The 21,801-nt window shown below is 68.3% G+C and carries 24 protein-coding genes; 16 read left to right on the top strand and 8 right to left on the bottom strand.

Features of this window, described 5'->3' with window-relative positions; genetic code table 11:
• Positions 1-54 precede the first annotated feature (54 nt).
• Positions 55-765, bottom strand: a complete 711-nt coding sequence (locus PKE75_RS16270; RefSeq protein WP_271169793.1) for a metal-dependent hydrolase — start codon at positions 763-765, stop codon at positions 55-57.
• 128 nt (positions 766-893) lie between these two features.
• Here PKE75_RS16270 and ruvX point away from each other — a divergent pair, with 128 nt between their 5' ends.
• Positions 894-1,394 carry a Holliday junction resolvase RuvX gene (gene ruvX, locus PKE75_RS16265; protein ID WP_271169792.1) on the top strand — a complete coding sequence of 167 codons (501 nt, stop codon included), beginning with the start codon at positions 894-896 and terminating at the stop codon, positions 1,392-1,394.
• A gap of 38 nt (positions 1,395-1,432) precedes the next feature.
• On the opposite strand, the gene PKE75_RS16260 is transcribed toward ruvX, so the two are convergent.
• Positions 1,433-1,966, bottom strand: a complete 534-nt coding sequence (locus tag PKE75_RS16260; protein ID WP_271169791.1) for a hypothetical protein — start codon at positions 1,964-1,966, stop codon at positions 1,433-1,435.
• A 184-nt stretch (positions 1,967-2,150) separates the two neighbouring features.
• On the opposite strand from PKE75_RS16260, the gene PKE75_RS16255 reads away from it, so the two are divergent.
• The 4 genes from PKE75_RS16255 to dprA all read left to right on the top strand — a co-directional run bounded on the left by PKE75_RS16255 (position 2,151) and on the right by dprA (position 6,206).
• Positions 2,151-3,104 carry an aspartate carbamoyltransferase catalytic subunit gene (locus PKE75_RS16255; protein ID WP_271169790.1) on the top strand — a complete coding sequence of 318 codons (954 nt, stop codon included), beginning with the start codon at positions 2,151-2,153 and terminating at the stop codon, positions 3,102-3,104.
• Positions 3,097-4,389, top strand: coding sequence for a dihydroorotase (locus tag PKE75_RS16250; protein WP_271169789.1), 1,293 nt, complete (start codon positions 3,097-3,099; stop codon positions 4,387-4,389). Before PKE75_RS16255 ends, PKE75_RS16250 begins: the two co-directional genes overlap by 8 nt.
• 77 nt (positions 4,390-4,466) lie before the next feature.
• The gene (gene plsY, locus PKE75_RS16245) at positions 4,467-5,072 is read left to right on the top strand and encodes a glycerol-3-phosphate 1-O-acyltransferase PlsY (RefSeq protein WP_271169788.1); all 606 of its coding nucleotides are present in this window, start codon (positions 4,467-4,469) and stop codon (positions 5,070-5,072) included.
• 6 nt (positions 5,073-5,078) lie between these two features.
• The gene (dprA, locus tag PKE75_RS16240) at positions 5,079-6,206 is read left to right on the top strand and encodes a DNA-processing protein DprA (RefSeq protein ID WP_271169787.1); all 1,128 of its coding nucleotides are present in this window, start codon (positions 5,079-5,081) and stop codon (positions 6,204-6,206) included.
• Here the strand turns inward: dprA and PKE75_RS16235 are convergent.
• On the bottom strand, positions 6,180-6,392 hold the full coding sequence (locus PKE75_RS16235; RefSeq protein WP_271169786.1) for a hypothetical protein: 213 nt from the start codon (positions 6,390-6,392) through the stop codon (positions 6,180-6,182). The two genes, dprA and PKE75_RS16235, sit on opposite strands and share 27 nt — an antisense overlap.
• A 191-nt stretch (positions 6,393-6,583) precedes the next feature.
• Here PKE75_RS16235 and topA point away from each other — a divergent pair, with 191 nt between their 5' ends.
• The 7 genes from topA to rpmG all read left to right on the top strand — a co-directional run bounded on the left by topA (position 6,584) and on the right by rpmG (position 14,634).
• Positions 6,584-9,214: a type I DNA topoisomerase gene (topA, locus tag PKE75_RS16230; RefSeq protein WP_271169785.1), complete on the top strand. Its 2,631-nt coding sequence runs from the start codon at positions 6,584-6,586 to the stop codon at positions 9,212-9,214.
• A gap of 42 nt (positions 9,215-9,256) precedes the next feature.
• Positions 9,257-9,580, top strand: coding sequence for a hypothetical protein (locus PKE75_RS16225; protein WP_271169784.1), 324 nt, complete (start codon positions 9,257-9,259; stop codon positions 9,578-9,580).
• Positions 9,581-9,632: 52 nt separating this feature from the next.
• Positions 9,633-11,987, top strand: coding sequence for a ribonuclease R (gene rnr / locus PKE75_RS16220; protein WP_271169783.1), 2,355 nt, complete (start codon positions 9,633-9,635; stop codon positions 11,985-11,987).
• Between the two features lie 53 nt (positions 11,988-12,040).
• Positions 12,041-12,430, top strand: coding sequence for a DUF983 domain-containing protein (locus tag PKE75_RS16215; protein WP_271169861.1), 390 nt, complete (start codon positions 12,041-12,043; stop codon positions 12,428-12,430).
• Positions 12,427-13,146, top strand: a complete 720-nt coding sequence (locus tag PKE75_RS16210) for an NUDIX hydrolase (RefSeq protein ID WP_271169782.1) — start codon at positions 12,427-12,429, stop codon at positions 13,144-13,146. The genes PKE75_RS16215 and PKE75_RS16210 overlap by 4 nt, the downstream gene beginning before the upstream one ends.
• 69 nt (positions 13,147-13,215) lie before the next feature.
• Entirely contained in the window at positions 13,216-14,379 is a 1,164-nt protein-coding gene (locus PKE75_RS16205; protein WP_271169781.1) for an MFS transporter, read from the top strand.
• Between the two features lie 87 nt (positions 14,380-14,466).
• On the top strand, positions 14,467-14,634 hold the full coding sequence (gene rpmG, locus PKE75_RS16200; protein ID WP_271169780.1) for a 50S ribosomal protein L33: 168 nt from the start codon (positions 14,467-14,469) through the stop codon (positions 14,632-14,634).
• A 7-nt stretch (positions 14,635-14,641) separates the two neighbouring features.
• Here rpmG and PKE75_RS16195 read toward each other — a convergent pair whose 3' ends face one another.
• Entirely contained in the window at positions 14,642-16,105 is a 1,464-nt protein-coding gene (locus PKE75_RS16195) for a PleD family two-component system response regulator (RefSeq protein ID WP_271169779.1), read from the bottom strand.
• Positions 16,106-16,114: 9 nt separating this feature from the next.
• Positions 16,115-16,486: a response regulator gene (locus PKE75_RS16190; protein ID WP_271169778.1), complete on the bottom strand. Its 372-nt coding sequence runs from the start codon at positions 16,484-16,486 to the stop codon at positions 16,115-16,117.
• A 156-nt stretch (positions 16,487-16,642) separates the two neighbouring features.
• Here PKE75_RS16190 and PKE75_RS16185 point away from each other — a divergent pair, with 156 nt between their 5' ends.
• Together PKE75_RS16185 and PKE75_RS16180 are read left to right on the top strand one after the other, a co-directional pair.
• Positions 16,643-16,930 carry a DUF3572 domain-containing protein gene (locus PKE75_RS16185; RefSeq protein ID WP_271169777.1) on the top strand — a complete coding sequence of 96 codons (288 nt, stop codon included), beginning with the start codon at positions 16,643-16,645 and terminating at the stop codon, positions 16,928-16,930.
• A 90-nt stretch (positions 16,931-17,020) separates the two neighbouring features.
• Positions 17,021-18,295 (top strand): DNA polymerase IV, encoded by a 1,275-nt coding sequence (locus PKE75_RS16180; RefSeq protein ID WP_271169776.1) that lies wholly within the window; start codon positions 17,021-17,023, stop codon positions 18,293-18,295.
• Here PKE75_RS16180 and PKE75_RS16175 read toward each other — a convergent pair.
• Positions 18,292-19,140 carry a cell envelope integrity EipB family protein gene (locus PKE75_RS16175; protein ID WP_271169775.1) on the bottom strand — a complete coding sequence of 283 codons (849 nt, stop codon included), beginning with the start codon at positions 19,138-19,140 and terminating at the stop codon, positions 18,292-18,294. The genes PKE75_RS16180 and PKE75_RS16175 overlap by 4 nt on opposite strands.
• Before the next feature lie 132 nt (positions 19,141-19,272).
• Here PKE75_RS16175 and PKE75_RS16170 point away from each other — a divergent pair, with 132 nt between their 5' ends.
• Together PKE75_RS16170 and PKE75_RS16165 are read left to right on the top strand one after the other, a co-directional pair.
• On the top strand, positions 19,273-19,737 hold the full coding sequence (locus tag PKE75_RS16170; RefSeq protein WP_271169774.1) for a RidA family protein: 465 nt from the start codon (positions 19,273-19,275) through the stop codon (positions 19,735-19,737).
• Between the two features lie 17 nt (positions 19,738-19,754).
• The gene (locus tag PKE75_RS16165) at positions 19,755-20,510 is read left to right on the top strand and encodes a glycerophosphodiester phosphodiesterase family protein (RefSeq protein ID WP_271169773.1); all 756 of its coding nucleotides are present in this window, start codon (positions 19,755-19,757) and stop codon (positions 20,508-20,510) included.
• On the opposite strand, the gene PKE75_RS16160 is transcribed toward PKE75_RS16165, so the two are convergent.
• Together PKE75_RS16160 and PKE75_RS16155 are read right to left on the bottom strand one after the other, a co-directional pair.
• A complete protein-coding gene (locus PKE75_RS16160; RefSeq protein WP_271169772.1) occupies positions 20,507-21,295 on the bottom strand; it encodes a hypothetical protein in 789 nt (262 codons plus the stop codon). The two genes, PKE75_RS16165 and PKE75_RS16160, sit on opposite strands and share 4 nt — an antisense overlap.
• A gap of 124 nt (positions 21,296-21,419) precedes the next feature.
• On the bottom strand, positions 21,420-21,782 hold the full coding sequence (locus PKE75_RS16155; protein WP_271169771.1) for an Hpt domain-containing protein: 363 nt from the start codon (positions 21,780-21,782) through the stop codon (positions 21,420-21,422).
• Between the last annotated feature and the right edge of the window lie 19 nt (positions 21,783-21,801).

Genomic DNA, 21,801 nt, shown 5'->3' with positions numbered 1-21,801 from the left:
AACACACCGTCCTTCGGCCCGGCAACGCCGCCTCGACCTTGGAGGAACGCCCGATCAGGATTCGGTTTCGAACGACTCGCCGACGCCCGGAACCTTCACGGTGGTGCCGCGCACGCTGTCCATCAGCTCGACGAAGCGGTCGGCGGACGGATCGATCAGCGGGAACGTGCCATAATGGCAGGGCACGACCGTGTCGAAGTCGAAGAAGTGGCGGCATGCGTAGGCCGCGGTCTTCGCGCCCATGGTGAAGCGGTCGCCGATCGGCACGAAGCCCACGGTCGGCGCATAAAGTTCGTTGATCAGCTTCATGTCGCCGAAGATGCCGGTGTCGCCCATGGCGTAGACCACCGGTTCGTCCTCGCCTTCCGGAGCGATGATCAGTCCGTGCGGGTCGCCGAGATAGTGCGACACGCCATTGTCGAGCTTGCCGGAGGAGTGGAACGCCTGCGTCATCGTCACCCGGAAGCCGCCGAGCACGATCGAGCCGCCCGTGTTCATTGGCTCGAGCTTCTCCACGCCCTGGGCGCCGATCCACTGCGCGAGATCGAAGTCCGCGACCAGCGTCGCGCCTGTTCGCTTGGCGATTTCGACCGTTTCTCCGACGTGATCGAAATGGCCGTGCGTCAGCAGGATGTGGGTCGTGCCCGCGGTCGCGGCCGTCCTGTCGCCTTTGAACACCCCATTGTCGAGGAAGGGGTCAACCAGGACCACGCTCGGGCCGAACTCGAGCTTGAAGGCGGAGTGGCCGTACCAGGTGATTCGCATGAGGGCGCGTGTTCCTTGTCCGGTTGCGAGTGCGTGCGAACAACTAAGCGGTCGCCCGCCGGAAGCAAGCGGAACGGCGTGACGCGCATTCGCCGAAGCCGCATCCGGCGTGCTAGGCGAACGCGGTTATGACCTCAGTGTTCGACGATTTCACGACCTTCTGCGCCGCTCTGCCGCCGGTCGGGTCGATCGCCGGGCTCGATCTCGGCACCAAGACGCTCGGCGTGGCGGTCTCCGATCCCGGCCGCACGGTCGCATCGCCGCTGGAGACCATCGCCCGCACCAGGTTCACGGCGGACGTCGACCGGCTGCTCTGGCTGTCGGAAAGCCGGCGATGCGCGGGCTTCGTGCTCGGTCTTCCCGTCAACATGGACGGCAGCGAGGGCCCGCGGGCCCAGGCGACGCGCGCTTTCGCGCGCAATCTGACGCGGCGAACCGATCTGCCCATCGGGTTTTGGGACGAACGCCTGTCGACGGCCGCCGTGGAGCGCCTGATGATCTCGTTCGACACCAGCCGGAAGAAGCGCGCGGAGCAGGTGGACCGACTGGCGGCGGCCTATATCCTTCAGGGCGCGTTGGACCGCCTGTCGACGATCCGGCGAAACCTCAGCGCCCCGCCCATCGGCTGAAAAAAGAGGCGGCGGAGCCCGCCGCCTCTGTTCCGACCTCAGCAGGGACGGTAGCGGATCACCCGGACCGGCCGCCCGTTATAGTCGCGGCCCCGGGTGATGACCTGGCACTCCGCGCCGCCGTAGTAGGCCCGGCTGTAGCCATAGCGGCCGCCGTAACCGCCGCGGTCATAGTAGTCGTCGTCGTATCCATAGCCATAAGGGCCGGCGAGAGCCGCTCCGGCGGCGAGACCGACGATGCCGGCCGCGGCGTACCCGCCGTAGTTATGATGGCGGTAGCCACGGTAATAGCCGTAGCGCGGGCCGCCCCATCCGCCGCCGCCCCAGTGCCGACCGCCGCCGCCCCAACCGCGGCCGGCGTAGTGACCGCCGCCCCAGCCACGACCGCCGCCGCCGCCCCAGCCGTGTCCGCCTCCATGACCGCCACGGAAGGCGACGGGCTGGATGTCGCTGTAGTTCACGCCAGCGATCGTCTTGCCGGACGATGGCGAGGCGGCCTCCGCAGGGAGCGTCGCCGCTCCCAGACCGAGGGCGGAAACGCCGGCGATTATTGCATTGTGCAAGGATGTCATCGAACAACCTCCTGACGAACGTCCGCCATATCCTGCGAAGCCGGACGTCGCGTTTTTCGGGCCATGGCGTCGCGCCACGACCCGACGAGCCTCTCGAAATGAGACATGGGATTTTCACGCCCGTGGACAAGATGGCCTGCGCGCTTGCCGCGCATGTCGCCCTGGGCTTAAGAGACCGACCTTGATGCGCCCCGAGCCGAGCCCGCCGTTCGTTTTCCCTCACCGGCATTTGCTTGGCGTGGCGGGGCTGTCGGCGTTTGAGATCGAGGGGCTGCTCGCAGCCTCCGAGGAGGCGGTGGCGCTCAGTCGCCAGGTCGAGAAGAAGCGCTCGACGTTGCGCGGCCGCACCCAGATCAACCTGTTCTTCGAAAATTCGACCCGGACTCAGTCGTCCTTCGAGATCGCGGGCAAGCGGCTCGGCGCCGACGTCATGAACATGTCGGTCGGCGCCTCGTCGATGAAGAAGGGCGAGACGGTGCTCGACACCGCGGCGACCCTCAACGCCATGCGGCCGGACATCATCGTGGTGCGCCACCACGCCGCCGGCGCCGTCGCCCTGCTCGCACAGAAGGTCGATTGCTCGGTGGTGAACGCCGGCGACGGCGCGCACGAGCATCCGACGCAGGCGCTGCTCGACGCGCTCACCATCAAGCGCGCCAAGGGCCGGATCGAGGGCCTGACGGTCGCGATCTGCGGCGACGTGCTTCACAGCCGCGTGGCGCGGTCGAACATCATCCTGCTGAATGCGCTCGGCGCCCGGGTCCGCGTCGTCGCTCCCTCGACCCTGCTTCCGGAAGGCGTCGAGCGGCTCGGCGTCACCGCGCACCGGACCATGCGGGAAGGGCTCGCGGGCGCCGACGTCGTCATGATGCTCAGACTGCAGCTCGAGCGGATGAACGGCTCCTTCGTGCCCTCGGTGAAGGAGTATTTCGCGCATTTCGGGCTCGACGCGGCGAAGCTCGCTTACGCCGCGCCGGACGCGGTGGTGATGCATCCGGGCCCGATGAACCGCGGCGTGGAGATCGCGTCCGAGGTCGCCGACGGGCCGCGATCGCTGATCCGCGACCAGGTCGAGATGGGGGTCGCCGTCCGTATGGCCGTGCTCGAGGCGCTCTCGCGACATTTGCCCAATGACTGAGGCCCCCGCCCGAACGCTGTTCGTCAACGCGCGGCTCGTCTGTCCCGCGAGCGGGCTCGATGAGGTCGGCTCGCTGCTGGTCGAGGGCGGCGTGATCGCGGCGCTCGGCCGCGAGCTCCGGACCGAGGGCGGCGCCGAAATGGTGGATTGCCGGGGCGCGGCGCTTGCACCCGGCCTGATCGATCTCGGCGCCTTCGTTGGCGAGCCTGGCGCGGAGCACCGCGAGACCATCGCGACCGCGAGCGACGCCGCGGCCGCAGGCGGCGTGACGACGATCGTCACGCGCCCCGACACGACCCCGCCGGTCGATGCTCCGGAAATCGTCGACTATCTGAAACGCCGCGCCCGCGACACGGCGAGCGTCAACGTCTATCCGATGGCCGCGCTGACCAAGGGGCTCGCCGGCCACGAGATGACCGAGATCGGCCTTCTTCTCGAGGCTGGCGCGGTCGCCTTCTCCGATGGTCCGCGTTCGATCCCGAACGCCCGGGTGATGCGCCGCACGATGACCTACGCGCGCGATTTCGGCGCGCTGGTCTGCTGCCACGCCGAAGATTCCGACCTGATCGCCGGCGGCGCGATGAACGAGGGCGAGTTCGCAACCCGGCTCGGTCTGCCCGGGCGTCCGAAGGCGGCGGAAGCGCTGATCCTCGAGCGCGACGTCCGCCTCGCGACGCTCACCGGATGCCGCTACCACGCGAGCCTGATCACCTGCGCGGAAAGCCTCGATATCGTCGCCAGGGCGAAGAAGGCGGGCGCGGCGGTCACCTGCGGCGCCTCCATCGCGCATCTCACGCTGAACGAGAACGACGTCGGCGAATACCGCACCTTCTTCAAGCTCGCGCCGCCGCTGCGCAGCGAAGACGACCGCCGCGCCCTCGTGCAGGGGCTCGCCGACGGCCTGATCGACGTCGTCGTCTCCGGTCACGACCCGCAGGACGTCGAGACCAAGCGCCGTCCCTTCGCCGAAGCCGAGGATGGCGCGATCGGGCTGGAGACCATGCTTGCCGCCGGCTTGCGGCTCGTGCACTCCGGCGACGTGCCGCTCGGCCGCCTGCTCGCCGCCATGTCGACCCGTCCGGCCGCCCTGCTCGGCCTGCCCGGCGGCTCGCTCGCGGTCGGCGCGCCTGCGGACCTCGTCGTCGTCGACGTCGACGCGCCATGGGTTCTCGACGCCCACCGGCTCCGATCGAAGTCCAAGAACACGCCGTTCGACGGCGCGCGTCTTCAAGGACGCGTGTTGAGGACCATCGTTGCAGGCGAGACAGTCTACACCTACGCTTAGGCTACCAATCTTCTCGGACACGCCAACAACGTATCGGCGCCGCTGCGGATAGCGCGGCAGAAAAGAAGCCAACGGCAATGTCGTCCCTGCTGCTCGCGGTCGCGCTTGGCTACATCCTCGGCTCGATCCCATTCGGCGTCATCGTGACCTACGCCGGCGGCGGCGGAGACGTCCGCAAGATCGGCTCCGGCAACATCGGCACCACCAATGTGCTGCGTACGGGACGAAAAGAGCTCGCCGTGCTGACGCTGCTCGGCGACACCCTCAAGGCTACGGCGGCGGTGCTCATCGCGAACCACCTGTGGGGCGAGCCGGCAGGCATCGTCGCGGGCGCGTCGGCCTTCGTCGGCCACGTCTTCCCGATCTGGCTTCGCTTCAAGGGCGGCAAGGGCGTCGCGACCTATCTCGGCGCGCTGATCGGCGTCGCATGGCCCGTCGCGCTCCTGTTCACGGTGGTCTGGATCACGGTCGCAGCCGTCACCCGCTACTCCTCGGCATCGGCGCTCGCCGCGAGCGCGATCGCGCCCGTCGTCCTTGCGATCTGGGCGCCGGAGCCTCTGGCGCTGGTCTTCGTCGGACTGAGCGTGGTGTTGTGGGCGTTGCACTGGGAGAACATCACCCGCCTGCTCGCAGGCAAGGAAAGCCGCATCGGACAGCGTCCCGCTGCGTCCGGCGGACGCTGAGCCGCCGTGGCCGTCCGGCTGGGCGACGAGCAACGGATCGCGTGGCTCCGGCTCATCCGGTCGGAGAACGTCGGTCCCCACACCTTCCGCAGCCTGGTCAACCATTTCGGCGGAGCGGTCGCGGCGCTCGAGGCGCTTCCTGAACTGGCGCGGCGCGGCGGCCGGAGCGGGGTGATCTGCGCCCGCGCACGGGCCGAAGATGAAATCGCCGAGATCGTCGCGCGCGGGGCCCGCCTGATCGCGCTTGGGGAGCCCGATTATCCTCCGGCGCTCGCGGCTGCGGACGGCGCGCCGCCGCTGCTCACGGTCGCCGGTCACGCCGGAGTTTTCCACCGTCCGATGGTCGCGATCGTGGGAGGCCGCAATGCGTCGTCGGCAGGCCGGTCCTTCGCCACACGGCTGGCGGCGGAGCTCGGCGGCGCCGGCTGGGTGGTGGTGTCCGGCCTCGCGCGCGGCGTCGATGCGGCCGCCCATTCGGCCTCCGTCAGCACCGGGACGGTCGCCGTCTTCGCCGGCGGCCTCGACTGCCTCTATCCACCCGAGCACGCCGACCTCGCGAACAGGATCTGCGCGGAAGGCGCGCTCGTCTCGGAAATGCCGATGGGCTGGCAACCGCGCGGTCGCGACTTTCCGCGTCGCAACCGGATCATCGCCGGGATGTCGCTCGGCGTCGTCGTCGTGGAGGCCGCGGTGCGATCGGGCTCGCTCATCACGGCGCGGCTCGCCACTGAGATGGGCCGCGAGGTCATGGCTGCGCCCGGATCGCCGCTCGACCCGCGCTGCGAAGGCTCGAACGCGCTGCTGCGGGAAGGCGCGACGTTCATCACGCGCTCCGACGACGTGATCGAGGCGCTCGCTCCGCTGATCGACCGCGGCGAGCCTCCCCCTCAGCCGATCTCGCTGGCGCAGGCCGAGGCGGCGGGCTTCGACAACGAAGAGCCGGCGGCCGACGACCGGGCGCGCGTCGTCGAACTGCTCGGCCCCTCCCCCGCCCTGGTCGACGATCTCGTACGCCAGTCCGGCGCCGACGCCCGCACCGTCCAGATCGTGCTGCTCGAACTGGAGCTCGCCGGCCGGATCGAGCGTCACGCCGGCGGCCGGGTCCGCCTACGACCGGCCGAAGACTGGGTCTGAGTCGCCGGTCTTCTGACGCGCGGCCGATTCCGCCTCAAGGCGCGCCATGTCGAGCAGGTAAGCGAGCGTCGGCAGATCGCTCCGGCGCGCAAGCTCGCGCAGGTCGCTGGCGAGGGAGGCGACGTAGGCCGCGATCTCTTCGCGATCCGTTTTAGCCCACGGCCGAGGGTCGCCGGTCTTGTGCACGAGTCCGCCCCATATGGTTGTGCCGAACCCATAAAATATACCTTAGATTGTACATTGGCTATCGGTGCAACCCGGCTTTTTACACCAGCCTCGAAAGGCGCCGTTTCGACCCTCATTTGACACGCCTCGAGCGCTCTCCCATTTTCCCGCCGCCGCCGAAGGCAGCACGGCCGGCGAAAGGCTCCCTCCTCATGCACAGCGTCGTCATCGTCGAATCGCCAGCAAAGGCGAAGACGATCAACAAATATCTCGGCTCGGATTATGAGGTTATCGCCTCCTACGGCCACGTCCGCGACCTTCCGGCGAAAGATGGTTCGGTCGATCCCGAGGCGGATTTCCACATGCTCTGGGAGGTCGACGGCAAGTCCTCCCAGCGGCTGAACGAGATCGCGCGCGCCGTTAAGGCCGCCGACCGCCTGATCCTCGCGACCGACCCGGACCGCGAAGGCGAAGCGATCTCGTGGCACGTGCTGGAGGTGCTGCGGCAGAAGAAGGCGCTGAAGGACCAGCCAATCGAGCGCGTCGTCTTCAACGCGATCACCAAGCAGTCGATTCTCGAAGCGATGAAGAATCCGCGCCAGATCGACGTCGCGCTGGTCGACGCCTATCTCGCCCGCCGCGCGCTCGACTACCTCGTCGGCTTCACGCTTTCGCCGGTGCTCTGGCGCAAGCTGCCCGGCGCGCGGTCGGCAGGACGGGTGCAGTCGGTCTCGCTCCGGCTGGTCTGCGATCGCGAAGCCGAGATCGAGCGTTTCACGCCGCGCGAATACTGGTCGCTGATCGCGAGCCTCTCGACCCCGAAGGGCGAATCGTTCGAGGCGCGCATCTCCTCCGCCGACGGCAAGAAGCTGGGCCGGCTGGACGTTCCTGACGAGGCGACCGCGACCGCGCTGAAGCAGGCGATCGAGGCCTCCGACCTCAAGGTCGAGTCGGTCGAGGCGAAGCCCGGCCGGCGCAATCCGCAGCCGCCCTTCACGACCTCGACGCTGCAGCAGGAGGCCTCGCGCAAGCTCGGTCTTGCTCCCAACCGCACGATGCAAATCGCCCAGCGGCTTTACGAGGGCGTCGACATCGGCGGCGAGACGGTCGGCCTCATCACCTACATGCGGACCGACGGCGTCGACATGGACCCCGGCGCGGTCACGGCCGTGCGCTCGCTGATCGGCTCGGACTACGGCGCCCGCTACGTGCCCGGCGCGCCGCGCAAATACATGGTGAAGGCCAAGAACGCGCAGGAGGCCCATGAGGCCGTGCGTCCGACCGATCCGCAGCGCACGCCGAAGGAGATGGCGAAACGCCTCGACGACGAGCAGGCGCGGCTCTACGAGCTGATCTGGAAGCGCACCGTCGCGAGCCAGATGGAATCGGCCGAGGTCGAGCGCACCACCGTGGACATCGCCGCGACCGGATCGGGCCGCGCGATCGAGCTGCGCGCGACCGGCACGGTCGTCACCTTCGACGGCTTCCTCGCGCTCTATCAGGAAGGCCGCGACGACGAGGACGACGAGGAGGCGAAGCGCCTGCCCGCAATGGCGCGCGGCGACGCCCTGAAGCGCGTCGGCCCCGTCGCCTCGACCCAGCATTTCACCGAGCCTCCGCCGCGCTACACCGAAGCCGCGCTTGTGAAGCGCATGGAGGAGCTCGGCATCGGACGGCCGTCGACCTATGCGGCGACGCTCGCCGTGCTCCGCGATCGCGGATACGTCAATCTCGACAAGAAGCGGTTGGTCCCCGACGACAAGGGACGGCTGGTGATCGCGTTCCTCCAGAGCTTTTTTTCCCGCTACGTCGAATACGACTTCACGGCGAGCCTCGAGGAGCAGCTCGACAAGGTCTCGAACCACGAGCTCGACTGGAAAGAGGTTCTGCGCGCGTTCTGGCGGGACTTCACCGGCGCGGTCGACGCGACCAAGGAGCTGCGCGTCACCGAGGTGCTCGACGCGCTCAATGAAATCCTCGGCCCCTATGTCTTCCCGCCGAAGCCGGACGGCTCGGATCCGCGCGTCTGCCCGACCTGCGGGACGGGCAAGCTGTCCCTTAAGCTCGGCAAATACGGCTCCTTCGTCGGCTGCTCGAATTATCCCGAATGCAAATTCACCCGCCCGCTCGGCGGGGAGCCCGAGGGCGAGGAAGGCTCGGCCGCCGGCCCCGACGGCGTGAAGGTGCTGGGAACGGACCCGGAGACCTCGCTCCAGGTGACGCTGCGCGCCGGGCGGTTCGGCCCTTACGTCCAGCTTGGCGAGCCCGTCGAGAAGGAGAAGCCGAAGCGCGCCTCGCTGCCGAAGGGCTGGTCCGCCGCCGAGCTTGATCTCGAGGCGGCGCTCAAGCTGCTGTCACTTCCGCGCCTGGTCGGCCCGCATCCAGAGAACGGCAAGCCGATCGAGGCGAATATCGGCCGCTACGGCCCTTACGTCAGCCATGACGGCGTCTACGCGAACCTCGATTCGGCCGAGGAGGTGTTCTCGGTCGGCCTCAACCGCGCGGTCTCGGTGCTCGCAGAGAAGAAGGAGAAACGCGGCGGACGCGGCGGCTCTCCGGCGGGCCGGGCGCTCGGCGACCATCCGGACGGCGGCCCCGTCACCGTGCACGCCGGCAAATACGGACCTTATGTGAAGCACGGCAAGATCAACGCCACCCTGCCGAAGGGCGTCGACCCGGAGACGGTTTCGCTCGACGAGGCGCTCAAGGTGATCGAAGCGAAGGCCGCCAGCGGCGGCGGGGCGAAGAAGCCGGCGCGCAGGGCCGCTCCTGCGAAAAAGCCGGCGGCCAAGAAGGCCGCGCCAAAGAAGCCGGCGAAGACCGCGAAACGCGCGGCTGAATAAGCTCAGGGGAACGCTGCTATGAGACAAGGCGCACTCGCCGCCATGGCAATGGCCGCCGCGGCGCTCTGGTCGTCGGCGGCTAGCGCGCAGTCCTATGTGGTCTGGGGGATCGGGGCCGAGCGATGCGCGGCGTGGGTCGACGCCAAACGGAGCTCCGACAAGGTTCAGCGCGCGGCTTACGAGACCTGGGCGCACGGTTTTCTGACCGGCGCCGGATTCGAACGCGGCGGCGCGATCATGACCAAGGCGAGCATGGATCGCGACGGCGTGCTGAAGTGGCTCGACGACTATTGCGAGGCGAATCCCCGGATGAGCATCGAACGGGCGGTGGTCGCGCTTCTCGGCCGCCTCGGCGGCGAGAAATAGCGCCCGGCGTTTCACGAACGCGCCGGGGCTCAACCATGAAGGTCAGCAGAACTTGGCACGCCGCCTGAAGACCGCCGCCGCGCCCTCGCCTCGCCCCGTCTCTCGCGGGCTGCCGTCGCGCGAGGAACTGGTCGCCTTCATCGCGGCGGAAGGCGGCAAGGTCGGCAAGCGCGAGATCGCGCGCGCCTTCCGGATTTCCGGCGCGGAGCGCGTCGAGCTCAAGCGCATGCTGCACGAGCTTCAGGAGGAGGGCGTGGTCGACCGCCGCGGCAAGCGGCTGGGCCGCGCCGGCGCCCTGCCCTCGATCGTGCTCGCCGACGTCATCGGCCGCGACCGGGACGGCGAACTGATTGCGGTCCCGGTTGAATGGGACGAGGAGGAGCACGGCGCTCCCCCGAAGATCCTGGTCGACGTCCCCTCCCGCAACCGCAAGCCAGACCTCGTCGCGGGCGTTGGCGACAGGGTGCTGGTTCGCGCGGAGCCGCTCGAAGAGGTTGAGCCCGGCGGTCCGAGCCATCAGGGACGTGTCGTCAAGGTCCTGTCGAAGCAGTCCGCACGGGTGCTCGGCGTCTTCCGCGCGCTGCCTGACGGCTCCGGACGGCTGGTTCCGGTCGACAAGCGCAACGCCGGCCGCGAGCTTACGATCGGACCGGGCGACGCCAACGGCGCCGTCGACGGCGACCTGATCGCGGCCGACATCGTCAAGCAGGGCCGCTACGGCATGCCCGGCGCCCGCGTCCGCGAGCGCCTCGGCTCGCTGAAGAGCGAGCGGGCGGTGAGCCTGATCGCGATCCACGCTCACGCCATCCCTCACGTGTTCTCCGCCGCCGCGCTGGCGGAAGCCGAGGCCGCGCCCGCCGCCACGATGCGCGGCCGCGAGGACTGGCGGCGGCTGCCGCTCGTGACGATCGATCCGGCCGACGCCAAGGATCACGACGACGCCGTCCACGCCGAGCCCGACCCCGATCCAGACAATTCCGGCGGGCACATCGTCACCGTCGCGATCGCAGACGTGGCGTCCTATGTCCGGCCGGGCTCCGCGCTCGACCGGGAAGCGCTCGACCGCGGCAACTCTGTCTATTTCCCGGACCGCGTCGTTCCGATGCTGCCCGAGCGGATCTCGAACGATCTCTGTTCGCTGCGTGAGAAGGAAAACCGGCCTGCGCTGGCGGTCCGGATGTGGCTTGCGAAGGACGGCCGGAAGATCCGCCACTCGTTCCACCGCGTGATGATGAAGTCGGCGGCCAAGCTTTCCTACAACCAGGCCCAAGCGGCCATCGACGGCGCGCCGGACGAAACGACGGGGCCGCTGCTCGAGACCGTGCTTCAGCCGCTGTGGGCGGCCTACGCCGCGCTGAAGACGGCGCGCGACGGGCGCGGTCCGCTCGATCTCGATCTGCCCGAGCGCAAGCTGCTGCTGAAGCCGGACGGCTCGGTCGACCGCGTGATCGTGCCGCCGCGCCTCGACGCCCATCGTCTGATCGAGGAGTTCATGATCCAGGCGAACGTGGCCGCCGCCGAGACGCTCGAGTCGAAGCGGACGCCGCTCGTCTACCGGGTCCACGACGCGCCGTCGCTCGAGAAGCTGACCGCGCTGCGCGAACTGCTCAAGACGCTCGACATCGACTTCGCTCAGTCCGGCAACCTGCGGCCGATGCACTTCAACCGCATCCTCGCCCGCATGGAGGGCACGGAGAACGCAAGCCTGATCAACGAGGTCGTGCTGCGCACGCAGGCGCAGGCGGAGTACGCCGCCGACAATTACGGGCATTTCGGGCTGAACCTGCGCCGCTACGCGCATTTCACCTCTCCGATCCGCCGCTACGCCGACCTCATCGTCCACCGCGCGCTGATCCGGGCGCTGGATCTCGGAAGCGACGGCCTGCCGGACGGGACGACGCCCGAGACCCTGGGCGAGATCGGGGCCCGGATATCCGCCGCCGAGCGCCGGGCGATGGCGGCCGAGCGCGAGACCGTCGACAGGCTGATCGCGCACTTCCTCGCAGACCAGGTCGGCGCAAGCTTCCACGGCCGCATCGCGGGCGTCACGCGATCGGGGCTGTTTGTGAAGCTCGATGAGACCGGCGCCGACGGCTTCATCCCCGCAGCGACGCTGGGCGAGGATTATTTCGCCCACGACGAGGCTGCGCGCGCTTTGGTGGGAACGCGGACCGGCGAAAGCTTCCGCCTCGGCGACCATGTTCATGTCAGGCTGATCGACGCCGCGCCGGTGGCGGGAGCGCTCCGGTTCGAAATGCTGTCGGAAGGCCGCGAGGGAAAGCCGACCGGCCGCGGGAAGCGTGGCGTGCGCCGGACGGCCGCCTCGCAAAAGGCCGGACGAGGGTCTAAACCGTCGGGGTCGGCCAAGAAGAAGCCCGCCGACAGCCGCAAGGGAGGTCGCAGGTGAGCGTTCAGGCGATAGCCGGAGAGCCGGCCGAGGAGCGTCTTGTCGGGCGCTCCATGCTGCGCGGTTTGATGTGCCGCTGCCCCCGATGCGGCGACGGCAGGATGTATTCGGGCTACCTCAAGGTCGCGCCGGTCTGCCCCGATTGCGGCGAGGAGCTGCACCATCAGCGCGCCGACGACGCTCCGCCCTACGTCGTCATCTTCATCGTCGGCCACGTCGTGATCAGCGCCCTCCTCGCGGTCGAAGTCGCCTATCACCCGCCTGTGTGGCTGCACATGGCGTTGTGGCTGCCGCTCACGATCATCATGTCGCTCGCGCTGCTGCCGCCAGTGAAGGGCGCCCTCATCGGGATGCAATGGGCGCTGAGGATGCACGGCTTCGGCGGAGAATCCGACGAGCTGCCGTCGAAGGACGGCGGACTGAGCCCCGCCCGGCCGGAATGAGCGCGGCCGAAGCCGTGGTCGACAAGGCGTCAGCGCCAAAGCGTCAGCCGATCCGTGACGCCGCGACGCTGATCGTGATCGACAGGTCGCGCCGGACGCCGAAACTGCTGATGGGCAAGCGCCACGAAGGCTTGCGCTTCATGCCCGGCAAATATGTTTTCCCCGGCGGCCGGGTCGAGCGCGAGGACGGCCTGGTGAACATCGCCGGCGCCTATGCGCCGCATGTCGAGCGCCGCCTCCAGGCGAACGTCGCCCGCCCTTCCATCACCCGGGCGCGAGCCTACGGGCTCGCCGCCATCCGCGAACTTGCGGAGGAGACCGGCCTGCTGATCGGCGAGACCGATACCGATGGATTCAACCCCCGGAGCGAGGCCTGGCGGCCGTTCGCCGAAGGCGGTGTGTTTCCATCTCTCGAAGGTCTGCATTTCGTGGCCCGCGCAGTGACGCCCCCGGGACGTCCACGGCGGTTCGATACGCGCTTCTTCGCAGCCGATTCCGCGCTGATCGCGAAGACCCTGCCCGACGTCGTGACCGCCGATGCCGAGCTCGTCGAAATGGTCTGGGTCAGCCTCAAGGACGCGCGCGCCCTGGATTTGCCGGCGATCACCCGGATGGTGCTGGCGGACCTCGAGAAGCGTCTGGAGGACGGCCTGGAGCGCGACCTTCCAACGCCATTTTACCGCCAGGGCTCGAAGTCGGAACGCGAGCTGATCTGACGTGAACCGATCAGCCCTCCCGCGAGAGGGCTGGCGTTAATTCGCGGGCTGTGCTCTTGGCACGGCGTCATGTCCCACCAGTCCATTTCAACAACCGCCAGCGGCGACCGCCTCGGCATCGCCGCCGCCATCGCATGCATCACGCTGGCAGGCGTCAGCCTCAGCCTGTCCATTCCGCTGATCGCGCTTTCCATGGAGACGCGCGGCGCTTCCGGTTCGCTGATAGGCCTTAACACGGCGCTTGCGGGGCTTGCGGTGCTGACCGTCGCGCCGGTCATCCCGTGGGCCGCGGCGACCGTCGGCGTGAGCGCGCTGCTGTTCGGGGCGCTCGCCGTCGGCGCGGTCACGATCCTCGCCTTTTACGTTGTCGAACCGCTGTGGCTGTGGTTCCCGCTGCGCTTCCTGTTCGGGGCGTCGTTCGCGGTCCTGTTCGTCGTCTCGGAGTTCTGGATCAACGCGCTGGCGCCGCCGAAGTCGCGCGGCCTGGTCATGGGCCTCTACGGAACCGCGCTGTCGCTGGGATTTGCGCTCGGACCGGCGATCGTCGCGTCAACCGGCTTCACCAGTTTCGCCCCTTACGCGATCTGCGCCGGCCTGTTCGCGGCGGCGGCGGGGCCGGTGTTCGCGGCCGGCGGCTCCGCGCCCCGGATCGAACGACCGGAAGCAGGCCGCGGCGTGATCTTCTTCATCCGGCTCGCGCCGGCGGCGACCTTCGCCGGCTTCGTCTTCGGCGCGATCGAGACAGGCGGCTTCACCTTTCTGCCGCTCTACGGGACGCGGGTCGGCCTGGATCCGGCGAGCGCCACCCTGCTTGGCGCCGCAATCGCGCTCGGCAACATGCTTTGCCAGGTGCCCCTCGGCATTCTCAGCGACCGCATGGACCGCGCTCGCCTGCTGCTGCTCATCGGCGTCGTTGGCGCGATCGGCGCGGCCGCCATTCCTCTGGTCGCGCAATGGCCGATCGCGCTCTACTTGATGCTCGCGGCGTGGGGCGGAATCGTCTCCGGCCTTTACATGATCGGGCTCGCGCTGATCGGCGGACGCTTCGCAGGCGTCGACCTCGCGACGGCGAACGCCGCTTTTGTGGTCATGTACGCGCTGGGCATGCTTGTGGGCCCTCCGATGCTCGGGGCGGGCTTCGACGTGTGGAATCCGCATGGCGCGCCGCTGGCGATGGCGCTGCTGCTCGGCTCCTACGCCGTGATGCTTGCGATCCGGCGCCGGAGTCCTTGACACAACGCTGCGTGTGAGTAGGTTGCGCCCTCGCTCGAATTCCAGACTGCGGCGCGTTTCACGCCCGCCCGCCCGAGGTTCTCCGCCATGGCGAAAGCCGCCAACATCAAGATCAAGCTGCTGAGCACGGCCGACACCGGCTTCTTCTACGTGACCAGCAAGAACTCGCGCACGAAGACCGAAAAGATGGTGCTGAAGAAGTACGATCCGGTCGCGCGCAAGCACGTCGACTTCAAGGAGACCAAGGTCAAGTGATCTTGGATTAGCCGCCCCGGCGGCTTTGCGGATGGGCGCCCTCAGGGGCGCCTTTTTCGTTTGGGGGTCCGACGCTTCCCGCCTCGGAAAATCGAAGCGACGCCGCGTCGGTGACGACCTGGTTGCGGCCGGCGGTCTTCGCCCGGTAGAGCGCGAGGTCGGCGCGCTTGAGGAGGGCGGCCGGCACATCGTCGGCGCCCATGAAGGTCGACACGCCGACGGACACCGTGACGTCGATCATGAGTTCCCCGTGGGCGATCGCAAAGCCTGCCTCCGCCGCCTTGGAACGAATGCGCTCGGCGACCAGGCGCGCAACCGCAGCGTCCGTCTCCGGCATGATCACGACGAACTCCTCGCCGCCGAGGCGGCAGGCGAGGTCGATTCCGCGCACGCTCGATCTCAGCCGGCGCGAGAACTCGCGCAGCACATCGTCGCCGGCGTCGTGGCCGTGGGTGTCGTTGACCCTTTTGAAGAAATCGATGTCGACGACGAGCGCTGCCAGCGGCCTGTCGCGGCTCACCGCCTGATCGAGCAGGCTCTGGAGATGCATCTCCATGTAGCGGCGGTTGTGAAGCCCGGTCAGGCCGTCGGTGACGGCGAGCTCCATGCTGGCCTGCAGGTTCGACCGCAGTTGATCCGTGTAGCGGCGACGCCGGACCTGGGTGCGGACGCGCGCGATCAGCTCGTTGGGTTCGATAGGCCGCATCAGATAGTCGTTGACGCCGACCTCGAGCCCGCGGAGCACCCGCGCGTTCTGCTCGGGATCCGCGATCAGAACGATCGGCGTCATGCGCGTGCGCTCGAGCGAATGGATCTGGGCGCAGAGCCGGAGCGCGTCGAAATTGGTCAGCGACAGCGCGATGATGACGACGTCGTAATCGCCGTCCGCGGCGCGGAACAGCGCCTCGTGGGGTTCCGTCTCGACCTCGACCGTCTGCGAGGCGGCGAGCACGGAGCGGATGCGCGCCGACGAACCCTCGCGGTCGTCCACGAGAAGCACCCGGCCGTTGAGGCCTGCGTCCGAAACGGCGGCGATCAGCGCGTCGGACATCCCGAGCTCGCGCGACGTCTGTGCGCGCAGTCGCAATTCGTCGCCGAGCATCTTGAGGCGGGTGAGAGAGCGGACGCGGGCGAACAGCGCGACGTCGGCGACGGGCTTGGTCAGAAAATCGTCGGCGCCGGCCTCGAGCCCCTGAAGCCGGTCCGACGGCTGGTCAAGCGCGGAGATCATGACGACGGGGATATGATGCGTCTTCGGATCGGCTTTCAGCCGGCGGCAGACCTCGAAGCCGTCCATGCCCGGCATCATCACGTCGAGCAGAACGATGTCGCATTGCGCACGCGCGCAGATATCGAGGGCCTCGACGCCGGTGGACGCGCAGACCACGTCGAAATACTCCGCGGACAGACGCGCCTCGATCAGCTTCAGGTTCGCCGGAACGTCGTCGACGACCAGGATCCGAGCGGTCATGTCGGCCGGTCAGCCTTCGCCGAGAAAATGACGCACGGTTTCTAGAAACTTCGAGACGGAGATCGGCTTGGAGAGATAGGCCTCACAGCCGCCGCCGCGGATGCGCTCCTCGTCGCCCTTCATCGCGAACGCGGTCACGGCGATCACCGGGATGGCGCGGGTGCGCTCATCCTCCTTGATCCAGCGCGTCACATCGAGGCCCGAGACCTCGGGAAGCTGGATATCCATGAGGATCAGGTCTGGCAGGTGGGCGCGCGCGAGTTCGAGCGCCTCGATGCCGTTCCGCGTTTCTATCGTGGCGTAGCCATGCGCCTCCAACAGATCGTGGAAGAGCTTCATGTTGAGCTCATTGTCCTCTACGATCAGGACGGTTTTGGGCATGTCGATCCTGCACTCTCTCGCGCATCAACGCCGCGCGGCCCTACGCCGTCCGGATGGTCGCGGGCCGGGGAGGCGCCGTCCTCCACGCCCGGGCAGATCTCTCTTTGTTTCACTAAATCGTATCGATCATTCGTTGCGAAAAGGCGAACGGACGTAATGAAACGCGTGTCTGATACGCTTTCTCCGGAGACTGTCGCGACGCGGGCGCTGAGCTTCCTGGCGGCCGACTTCGAGCGACTCGGCCGCTTCCTCGCCCTGTCGGGGCTCGACCCGGCCACGATCCGTCAGGCCGCCCGGGACCCCGCGTTCCTGCCCGCCGTCCTCGACCATCTGCTCGGCGACGAGCGGCTTCTCCTCGCCTTTTCGGAGAGCGAGGGGCTGCGTCCCGAAACGGTGGCGGAAGCTCGTAGGGCGTTCGAAGACCAGCCGTACGATCTCGACTGAGGGCGCAAGTACCTTTCTCTTCCACCCGTGCGCCGAGACAATATCCCAGCCGTGCGCCTCGAGAGCGCGACCCGTGTTACGAGCGCCGCCATGGCCAACGCCTCCACGCCCCTCGCCTTCTGCCGCGACTGCCTGGCGCCGTCCGCGGCGGCGCTGCGCTGCGCGCGGTGCGGCAGTCCGCGGATCGCGCGGCATCCGGCGCTCGGGTCCCTGCACATCGCCCATGTCGATTGCGACGCGTTCTTTGCGACGATCGAGAAACGCGACGATCCTTCGCTCGCCGACAAGCCGGTGATCGTCGGAGGGGGCAAGCGCGGCGTGGTCTCCACCTGTTGCTACATCGCCCGCATCAAAGGCGTGAAATCGGCCATGCCGATGTTCAAGGCGCTGAAGCTCTGTCCCGACGCCGTCGTCATCAAGCCGAACTTCGCGAAATACGTCGAGGCGAGCCGCGCCGTGCGCGCCAAGATGCTCGCGCTGACGCCGCTCGTGGAGCCGCTGTCGATCGACGAGGCGTTCCTTGATCTCAGCGGCACCGAGCGGCTGCATCAGGCCCGGCCGGCCATGGTCCTCGCCCGTTTCGCGAGGGATGTGGAGCGCGACGTCGGCATAACGGTCTCGGTCGGGCTGGCCTCGAACAAGTTCCTCGCCAAGATCGCCTCCGACCTCGACAAGCCGCGCGGCTTTGCGACGCTGTCGATCGACGAAGCGTCTGCGTTTCTCGCGCCGCGGCCGATCGGCTTTCTCTGGGGCGTCGGTCCCGCCTTCGCCGAGACGCTCGCCCGCGACGGACTCCGCACGATCGGCGACCTTCAGCGCGCCGAGCCGCGCGACCTGGGTCGGCGCTACGGCGAGCAGGGCTTGAGGCTGGCCCGCCTCGCCTTCGGCCGTGACGACCGCCAGGTCGAGCCCGACCGCGCCCGCAAGAGCGTCGGGGCGGAGACCACGTTCGATGTCGACGTCCGCGATCCCGACGAGCTCGCCGCTCGGCTGTTCCGGCTCTGTGAGAAGGTCGCCGACCGGATGCGCGTCGATTCGATCGCAGGCTCGACCGTGACGCTCAAGCTGAAGACGTCGGATTTTCGCCTGCGGACGCGGGCGCAGGCGCTGCGCTCGCCAACCCTGCTCGCGGCTCGCATCTTCGAGGCGGCGCGCCCGTTGCTGAAGCGCGAGGCCGACGGCACGGCGTTCCGGCTGATCGGCGTCGCGGTGTCGGATCTCGGACCGGCCGCCGCCGCAGACCCTCCGGATCTCGAACGGCGGCTGGAGAAGCTCGGCGCGATCGAGAAGGCGGTCGCGGACCTGCGCGGCCGCTTCGGACCGGACTCCGTCGACCGCGCCTTCGCGAGACGGCCGAAGCGCTAGGGAGCGGCCTTCGCGCCGCAGTCCGTGGCCTTCAGAAACCTGAGCTCTTTCAGTTCGCCGTCCAGCACGAACTCCCCGTAATCGATCTTCAGGGCGCGGCTGACGCCGTTCTCGTAGAGATCGAAGCTCATTTCGTAGTCGGGGGTCTGCTCGCCGTCCGCCTTCTTACCCTTCTCGAAATAGCTGACCGTCACCGGCCAGTGCCGCTCGCTCGCGAGCTCGCTGGTTTTCGCGGGCGCCTCGATGTCCGCGGGGGGCGTGTCGCTCGGCTTGCCGATCACGGTGAGCGTGTCGAACGTCTTGTCGCCCGCTTCCGAACCGTCATAGACCCTGGCCTCGAGCAGCGGGTCGCCGCGGCGACCGGCCTCGATGATGCGCATAAGGTGTTCGGTCGGGAACAGCGTCCGCGCGTCATAGGAGTTCGAGGATTTCTCCGGCTTCGACAGGGTGACCTTCATCGCGTCCGGCGAGCGTTCGGCGCGCCCGTCAGTGTCCCGGTCCAGCTTCTGATTCAGGTAGTTCCGTGCGGCGAAGCGGAAGCTGCGCGCGCGGCCGTCCTCCCAGGTTTCGGACCGCAGGTCGGAGACGTTGGTGTCGCCGCTATCGCTGCCGATCTCGGTGACCTGTCGGAAGTTCAACGCATAGCCGCCGCACGAATCGCCGGTGAATTCGTAGACGATTCGACCGCGCACCTGATCGACCTGGGTCGAGCCGCGGCTTTCCCTGAGCTTGAGCTCATAGACCGCGCGGTGCGGCGCAAGCAGCACGCCGGCGTACGCGGGGGCCCCGGCCAGCAGCATCGCGACGACCGCGGCTGAGCTTTCGAAAAGACGGAATCTGGTCACGTGCGAAGCCTCGCCCTGATGTCGTTTCCATTGTGCGCCGCGCTCGTCTAAAGGCAATGAGAAGGGGCCATCGGAACACGCGCGAGGCCGCGCGCCGCAGCCCCCGGAACGCATGCGTTAAGGAGACGGAATATGTCGGGCGAAATAGAGACGCGGCTTCAGGAACTTGGCGTGACGTTGCCGCAGGCCCCCGCTCCGGCGGCGAACTACATCCCGGCTGTGGTCTCGAACGGCATGCTCTACGTCTCCGGCCAGCTTCCGTTCGGCCCGGACGGGGCCATGCTCAAAGGCGTGCTGGGCGCGGGCGTGGAAATCGAGGCCGCGAACGCGGCGGCGAAGCTCTGCGCCATCAACATCCTCACCCAGGCGCGCGCGGCGCTCGGCGATCTCGACCGGATCGCCCGCATCGTGAAGCTCACCGGCTTCGTGGCCTCCGCCCCTGGCTTCGGCGACCAGCCCAAGGTCGTGAACGGCGCGTCCGACTTCCTGGTCGCCGTTCTTGGCGACAAGGGACGGCACGCGCGCTCGGCCGTAGGCGTCGCAGCGCTCCCGCTCGGCGCCGCAGTCGAGGTCGAGGCCATCATCGAGATCGCCTGAGGATCGCGGAGCGAGCCATGGGCCGTCTGGACTGGCTCACTGCGCGGCCGATCGCCCATCGGGGCCTGCACGATCGCGCGGCCGGCGTGGTCGAGAACACGCCGGCCGCCGTGTCGCGGGCGCTGGACGGGGGCTATGCGGTGGAGATCGATGTTCGTGAAACAGCCGACGGCGAGGCGGTCGTCTTCCATGACGCGACGCTTGACCGCCTGACTGCGGACACCGGCCCCATCAGGGCGCGAACCCTGGCCGAGCTTCGGAGGATCCCGCTGCGTGACACGACGGAGCGGATCTGGACGCTCGACGAGTGCCTCGACCTTGTCGGTGACCGCGGCGCGCTGGTGATCGAGATCAAATCGCCCTGGAACAGGGACGTCGGCCACGCCCGCCGCGTGGTCGAACGGGTCGCGGCGCGCGATCGGCCGATCGCGATAAAGTCCTTCAACCCGCGTGCGGTCCGCGCAGCGTTCGAGGTCGCGCCGCAGGTGCCCCGCGGCGTCATCGGCGAAGCCTTCGCGGACGATGATCCGGCATGGTCGCATCTCGGCAAGCGACGGCGGGAGTCGGCGCGGGGGCTGAAGCACATCCGTCTGACGCGACCGGACTTCCTGTCGTGGGACATCGCGGATATCGAACGCCCGCGCGTCGCCGAGCTGCGCGCAGCGGGCAAGCCGGTCGTGGTCTGGACCGTCAAGACTCCCGCGGACGAGACGCGAGCCCGCGACTACGCCGACCAGATCGTGTTCGAAGGTTTCCGTCCGAAGGCGACCTAGAACCGGTAGCCCACTCCGATCGTGGCTCCGCGCTCGTCGAGCGCATCACGCCCGACAGGCGTGAAGAACGCCGCGCCAAACAGCGTCAACCGCTCCGTCAGATCGAAGAGCGCCGCGCCCTGGAGCTTGAATATCCGCTGTTCGAGAGGATAGGGCCCGCGCCACCGGCCAGTCCCTATTGTGTTGAAGCTCTGCGCGAGCAACAGCCATCGCGGCGAGGGCCGCAGCCCGAACGTGGCGTCGACCCGGATTTCGTCCGCCGGGTCCTGGCCGCGCGCGCGATATCCCAGCTGAAGATCAAGAAACGCCGGCTTGCCAAACGCCTCGAAGGTGCGCGCCACCAGTCCGCGAACGTCGAACTGATCGTCGGTCTCACCGATCGCGGCTATTCCCTCCCCCCGTTTTGCGCCGGCGATCACGACCGAGCCCTGGACGCTCCAGATCCAGTCTCCGGATTCGATCACGCGCGCTCTGAGGCCGATCTCGGAGCGCCCGAGGCCGCTGCGGTTGAACGTCCCTCCGTCCTTCGCCTCGATGCGCTGCAGTCCGGTGGACGCAAGCAGCGTGACGCCATCGGCGAGGCCGTATTCCAAGAAGGTTTGAAGATCGTATTTCCGGTATTTTCCCCGTGACCGAAGCTTTCCCCCGCCGTCGTAATATTTGTCGCCCGAGGTGAGCAGGCCGGAGAGAAAAAGCTTCGCCTCGCCCGGCTTCAGGGTGAAGGCGCCGGCGTGAGCGTGGTCGACCGTCTGCCAGGACAGCGCGACGGCGCATAGTGCGGCCATGCATATGCGGGGCCGGCGCGGCGCCATGCCTCCTCCCGATCACGGCAGGCGCGGCGGCTTCGTCGGTTCTGACGGCGCGCGCATACGACACAATTTTGCCGTGTTTCAGGACAGAAAAGCAACGCTATTGATTCGATTGCCGCAGGACGTTCCGATCCTGCGCCAGCGCCTCGATCTCGCCGGCGAGACGGTTGGCGAGGCGGGCGTCCAATGAGCCCGGCGGCGCCGAGGCGAGCGCCGCCTCGATCTGCGTGATCCGGAGGCCAAGCGCGGGCAGACCGATGGTCGGCGCCGAGCCAACCAGATTGTGGAGTTTCAGCCGCAACGTCTGGCGAGCGGAGGCGCCGTCCGGCTGGCCGGCCTCACGCGCGAGGGCGGAGAGTTCGTGAGCCCGTTCGGCGAAGCCCTCGACGAACCGCGCCCGGATGCCGGCGATGCTGTCGGAGAGCCGGGCGCGCGCCGCTCCGTGGTCGCTCGTATCGCTCATCATCGCATGGCGCCCCTGG

Origin of the sequence: Hansschlegelia plantiphila, assembly GCF_027922265.1 — a bacterium.
Lineage (GTDB): Bacteria > Pseudomonadota > Alphaproteobacteria > Rhizobiales > Methylopilaceae > Methylopila > Methylopila plantiphila.
This window is presented reverse-complemented; position numbering and strand designations above follow the sequence as displayed.

Coding starts and splice junctions, on each gene's coding strand:
- PKE75_RS16270 (WP_271169793.1), bottom strand. CDS start 765: ATGCGAATCACCTGGTACGGCCACTCCGCCTTCAAGCTCGAGTTCGGC.
- ruvX (WP_271169792.1), top strand. CDS start 894: ATGACCTCAGTGTTCGACGATTTCACGACCTTCTGCGCCGCTCTGCCG.
- PKE75_RS16260 (WP_271169791.1), bottom strand. CDS start 1,966: ATGACATCCTTGCACAATGCAATAATCGCCGGCGTTTCCGCCCTCGGT.
- PKE75_RS16255 (WP_271169790.1), top strand. CDS start 2,151: ATGCGCCCCGAGCCGAGCCCGCCGTTCGTTTTCCCTCACCGGCATTTG.
- PKE75_RS16250 (WP_271169789.1), top strand. CDS start 3,097: ATGACTGAGGCCCCCGCCCGAACGCTGTTCGTCAACGCGCGGCTCGTC.
- plsY (WP_271169788.1), top strand. CDS start 4,467: ATGTCGTCCCTGCTGCTCGCGGTCGCGCTTGGCTACATCCTCGGCTCG.
- topA (WP_271169785.1), top strand. CDS start 6,584: ATGCACAGCGTCGTCATCGTCGAATCGCCAGCAAAGGCGAAGACGATC.
- PKE75_RS16225 (WP_271169784.1), top strand. CDS start 9,257: ATGGCAATGGCCGCCGCGGCGCTCTGGTCGTCGGCGGCTAGCGCGCAG.
- PKE75_RS16215 (WP_271169861.1), top strand. CDS start 12,041: ATGCTGCGCGGTTTGATGTGCCGCTGCCCCCGATGCGGCGACGGCAGG.
- PKE75_RS16210 (WP_271169782.1), top strand. CDS start 12,427: ATGAGCGCGGCCGAAGCCGTGGTCGACAAGGCGTCAGCGCCAAAGCGT.
- PKE75_RS16205 (WP_271169781.1), top strand. CDS start 13,216: ATGTCCCACCAGTCCATTTCAACAACCGCCAGCGGCGACCGCCTCGGC.
- rpmG (WP_271169780.1), top strand. CDS start 14,467: ATGGCGAAAGCCGCCAACATCAAGATCAAGCTGCTGAGCACGGCCGAC.
- PKE75_RS16195 (WP_271169779.1), bottom strand. CDS start 16,105: ATGACCGCTCGGATCCTGGTCGTCGACGACGTTCCGGCGAACCTGAAG.
- PKE75_RS16190 (WP_271169778.1), bottom strand. CDS start 16,486: ATGCCCAAAACCGTCCTGATCGTAGAGGACAATGAGCTCAACATGAAG.
- PKE75_RS16185 (WP_271169777.1), top strand. CDS start 16,643: ATGAAACGCGTGTCTGATACGCTTTCTCCGGAGACTGTCGCGACGCGG.
- PKE75_RS16180 (WP_271169776.1), top strand. CDS start 17,021: ATGGCCAACGCCTCCACGCCCCTCGCCTTCTGCCGCGACTGCCTGGCG.
- PKE75_RS16170 (WP_271169774.1), top strand. CDS start 19,273: ATGTCGGGCGAAATAGAGACGCGGCTTCAGGAACTTGGCGTGACGTTG.
- PKE75_RS16165 (WP_271169773.1), top strand. CDS start 19,755: ATGGGCCGTCTGGACTGGCTCACTGCGCGGCCGATCGCCCATCGGGGC.
- PKE75_RS16160 (WP_271169772.1), bottom strand. CDS start 21,295: ATGGCCGCACTATGCGCCGTCGCGCTGTCCTGGCAGACGGTCGACCAC.
- PKE75_RS16155 (WP_271169771.1), bottom strand. CDS start 21,782: ATGAGCGATACGAGCGACCACGGAGCGGCGCGCGCCCGGCTCTCCGAC.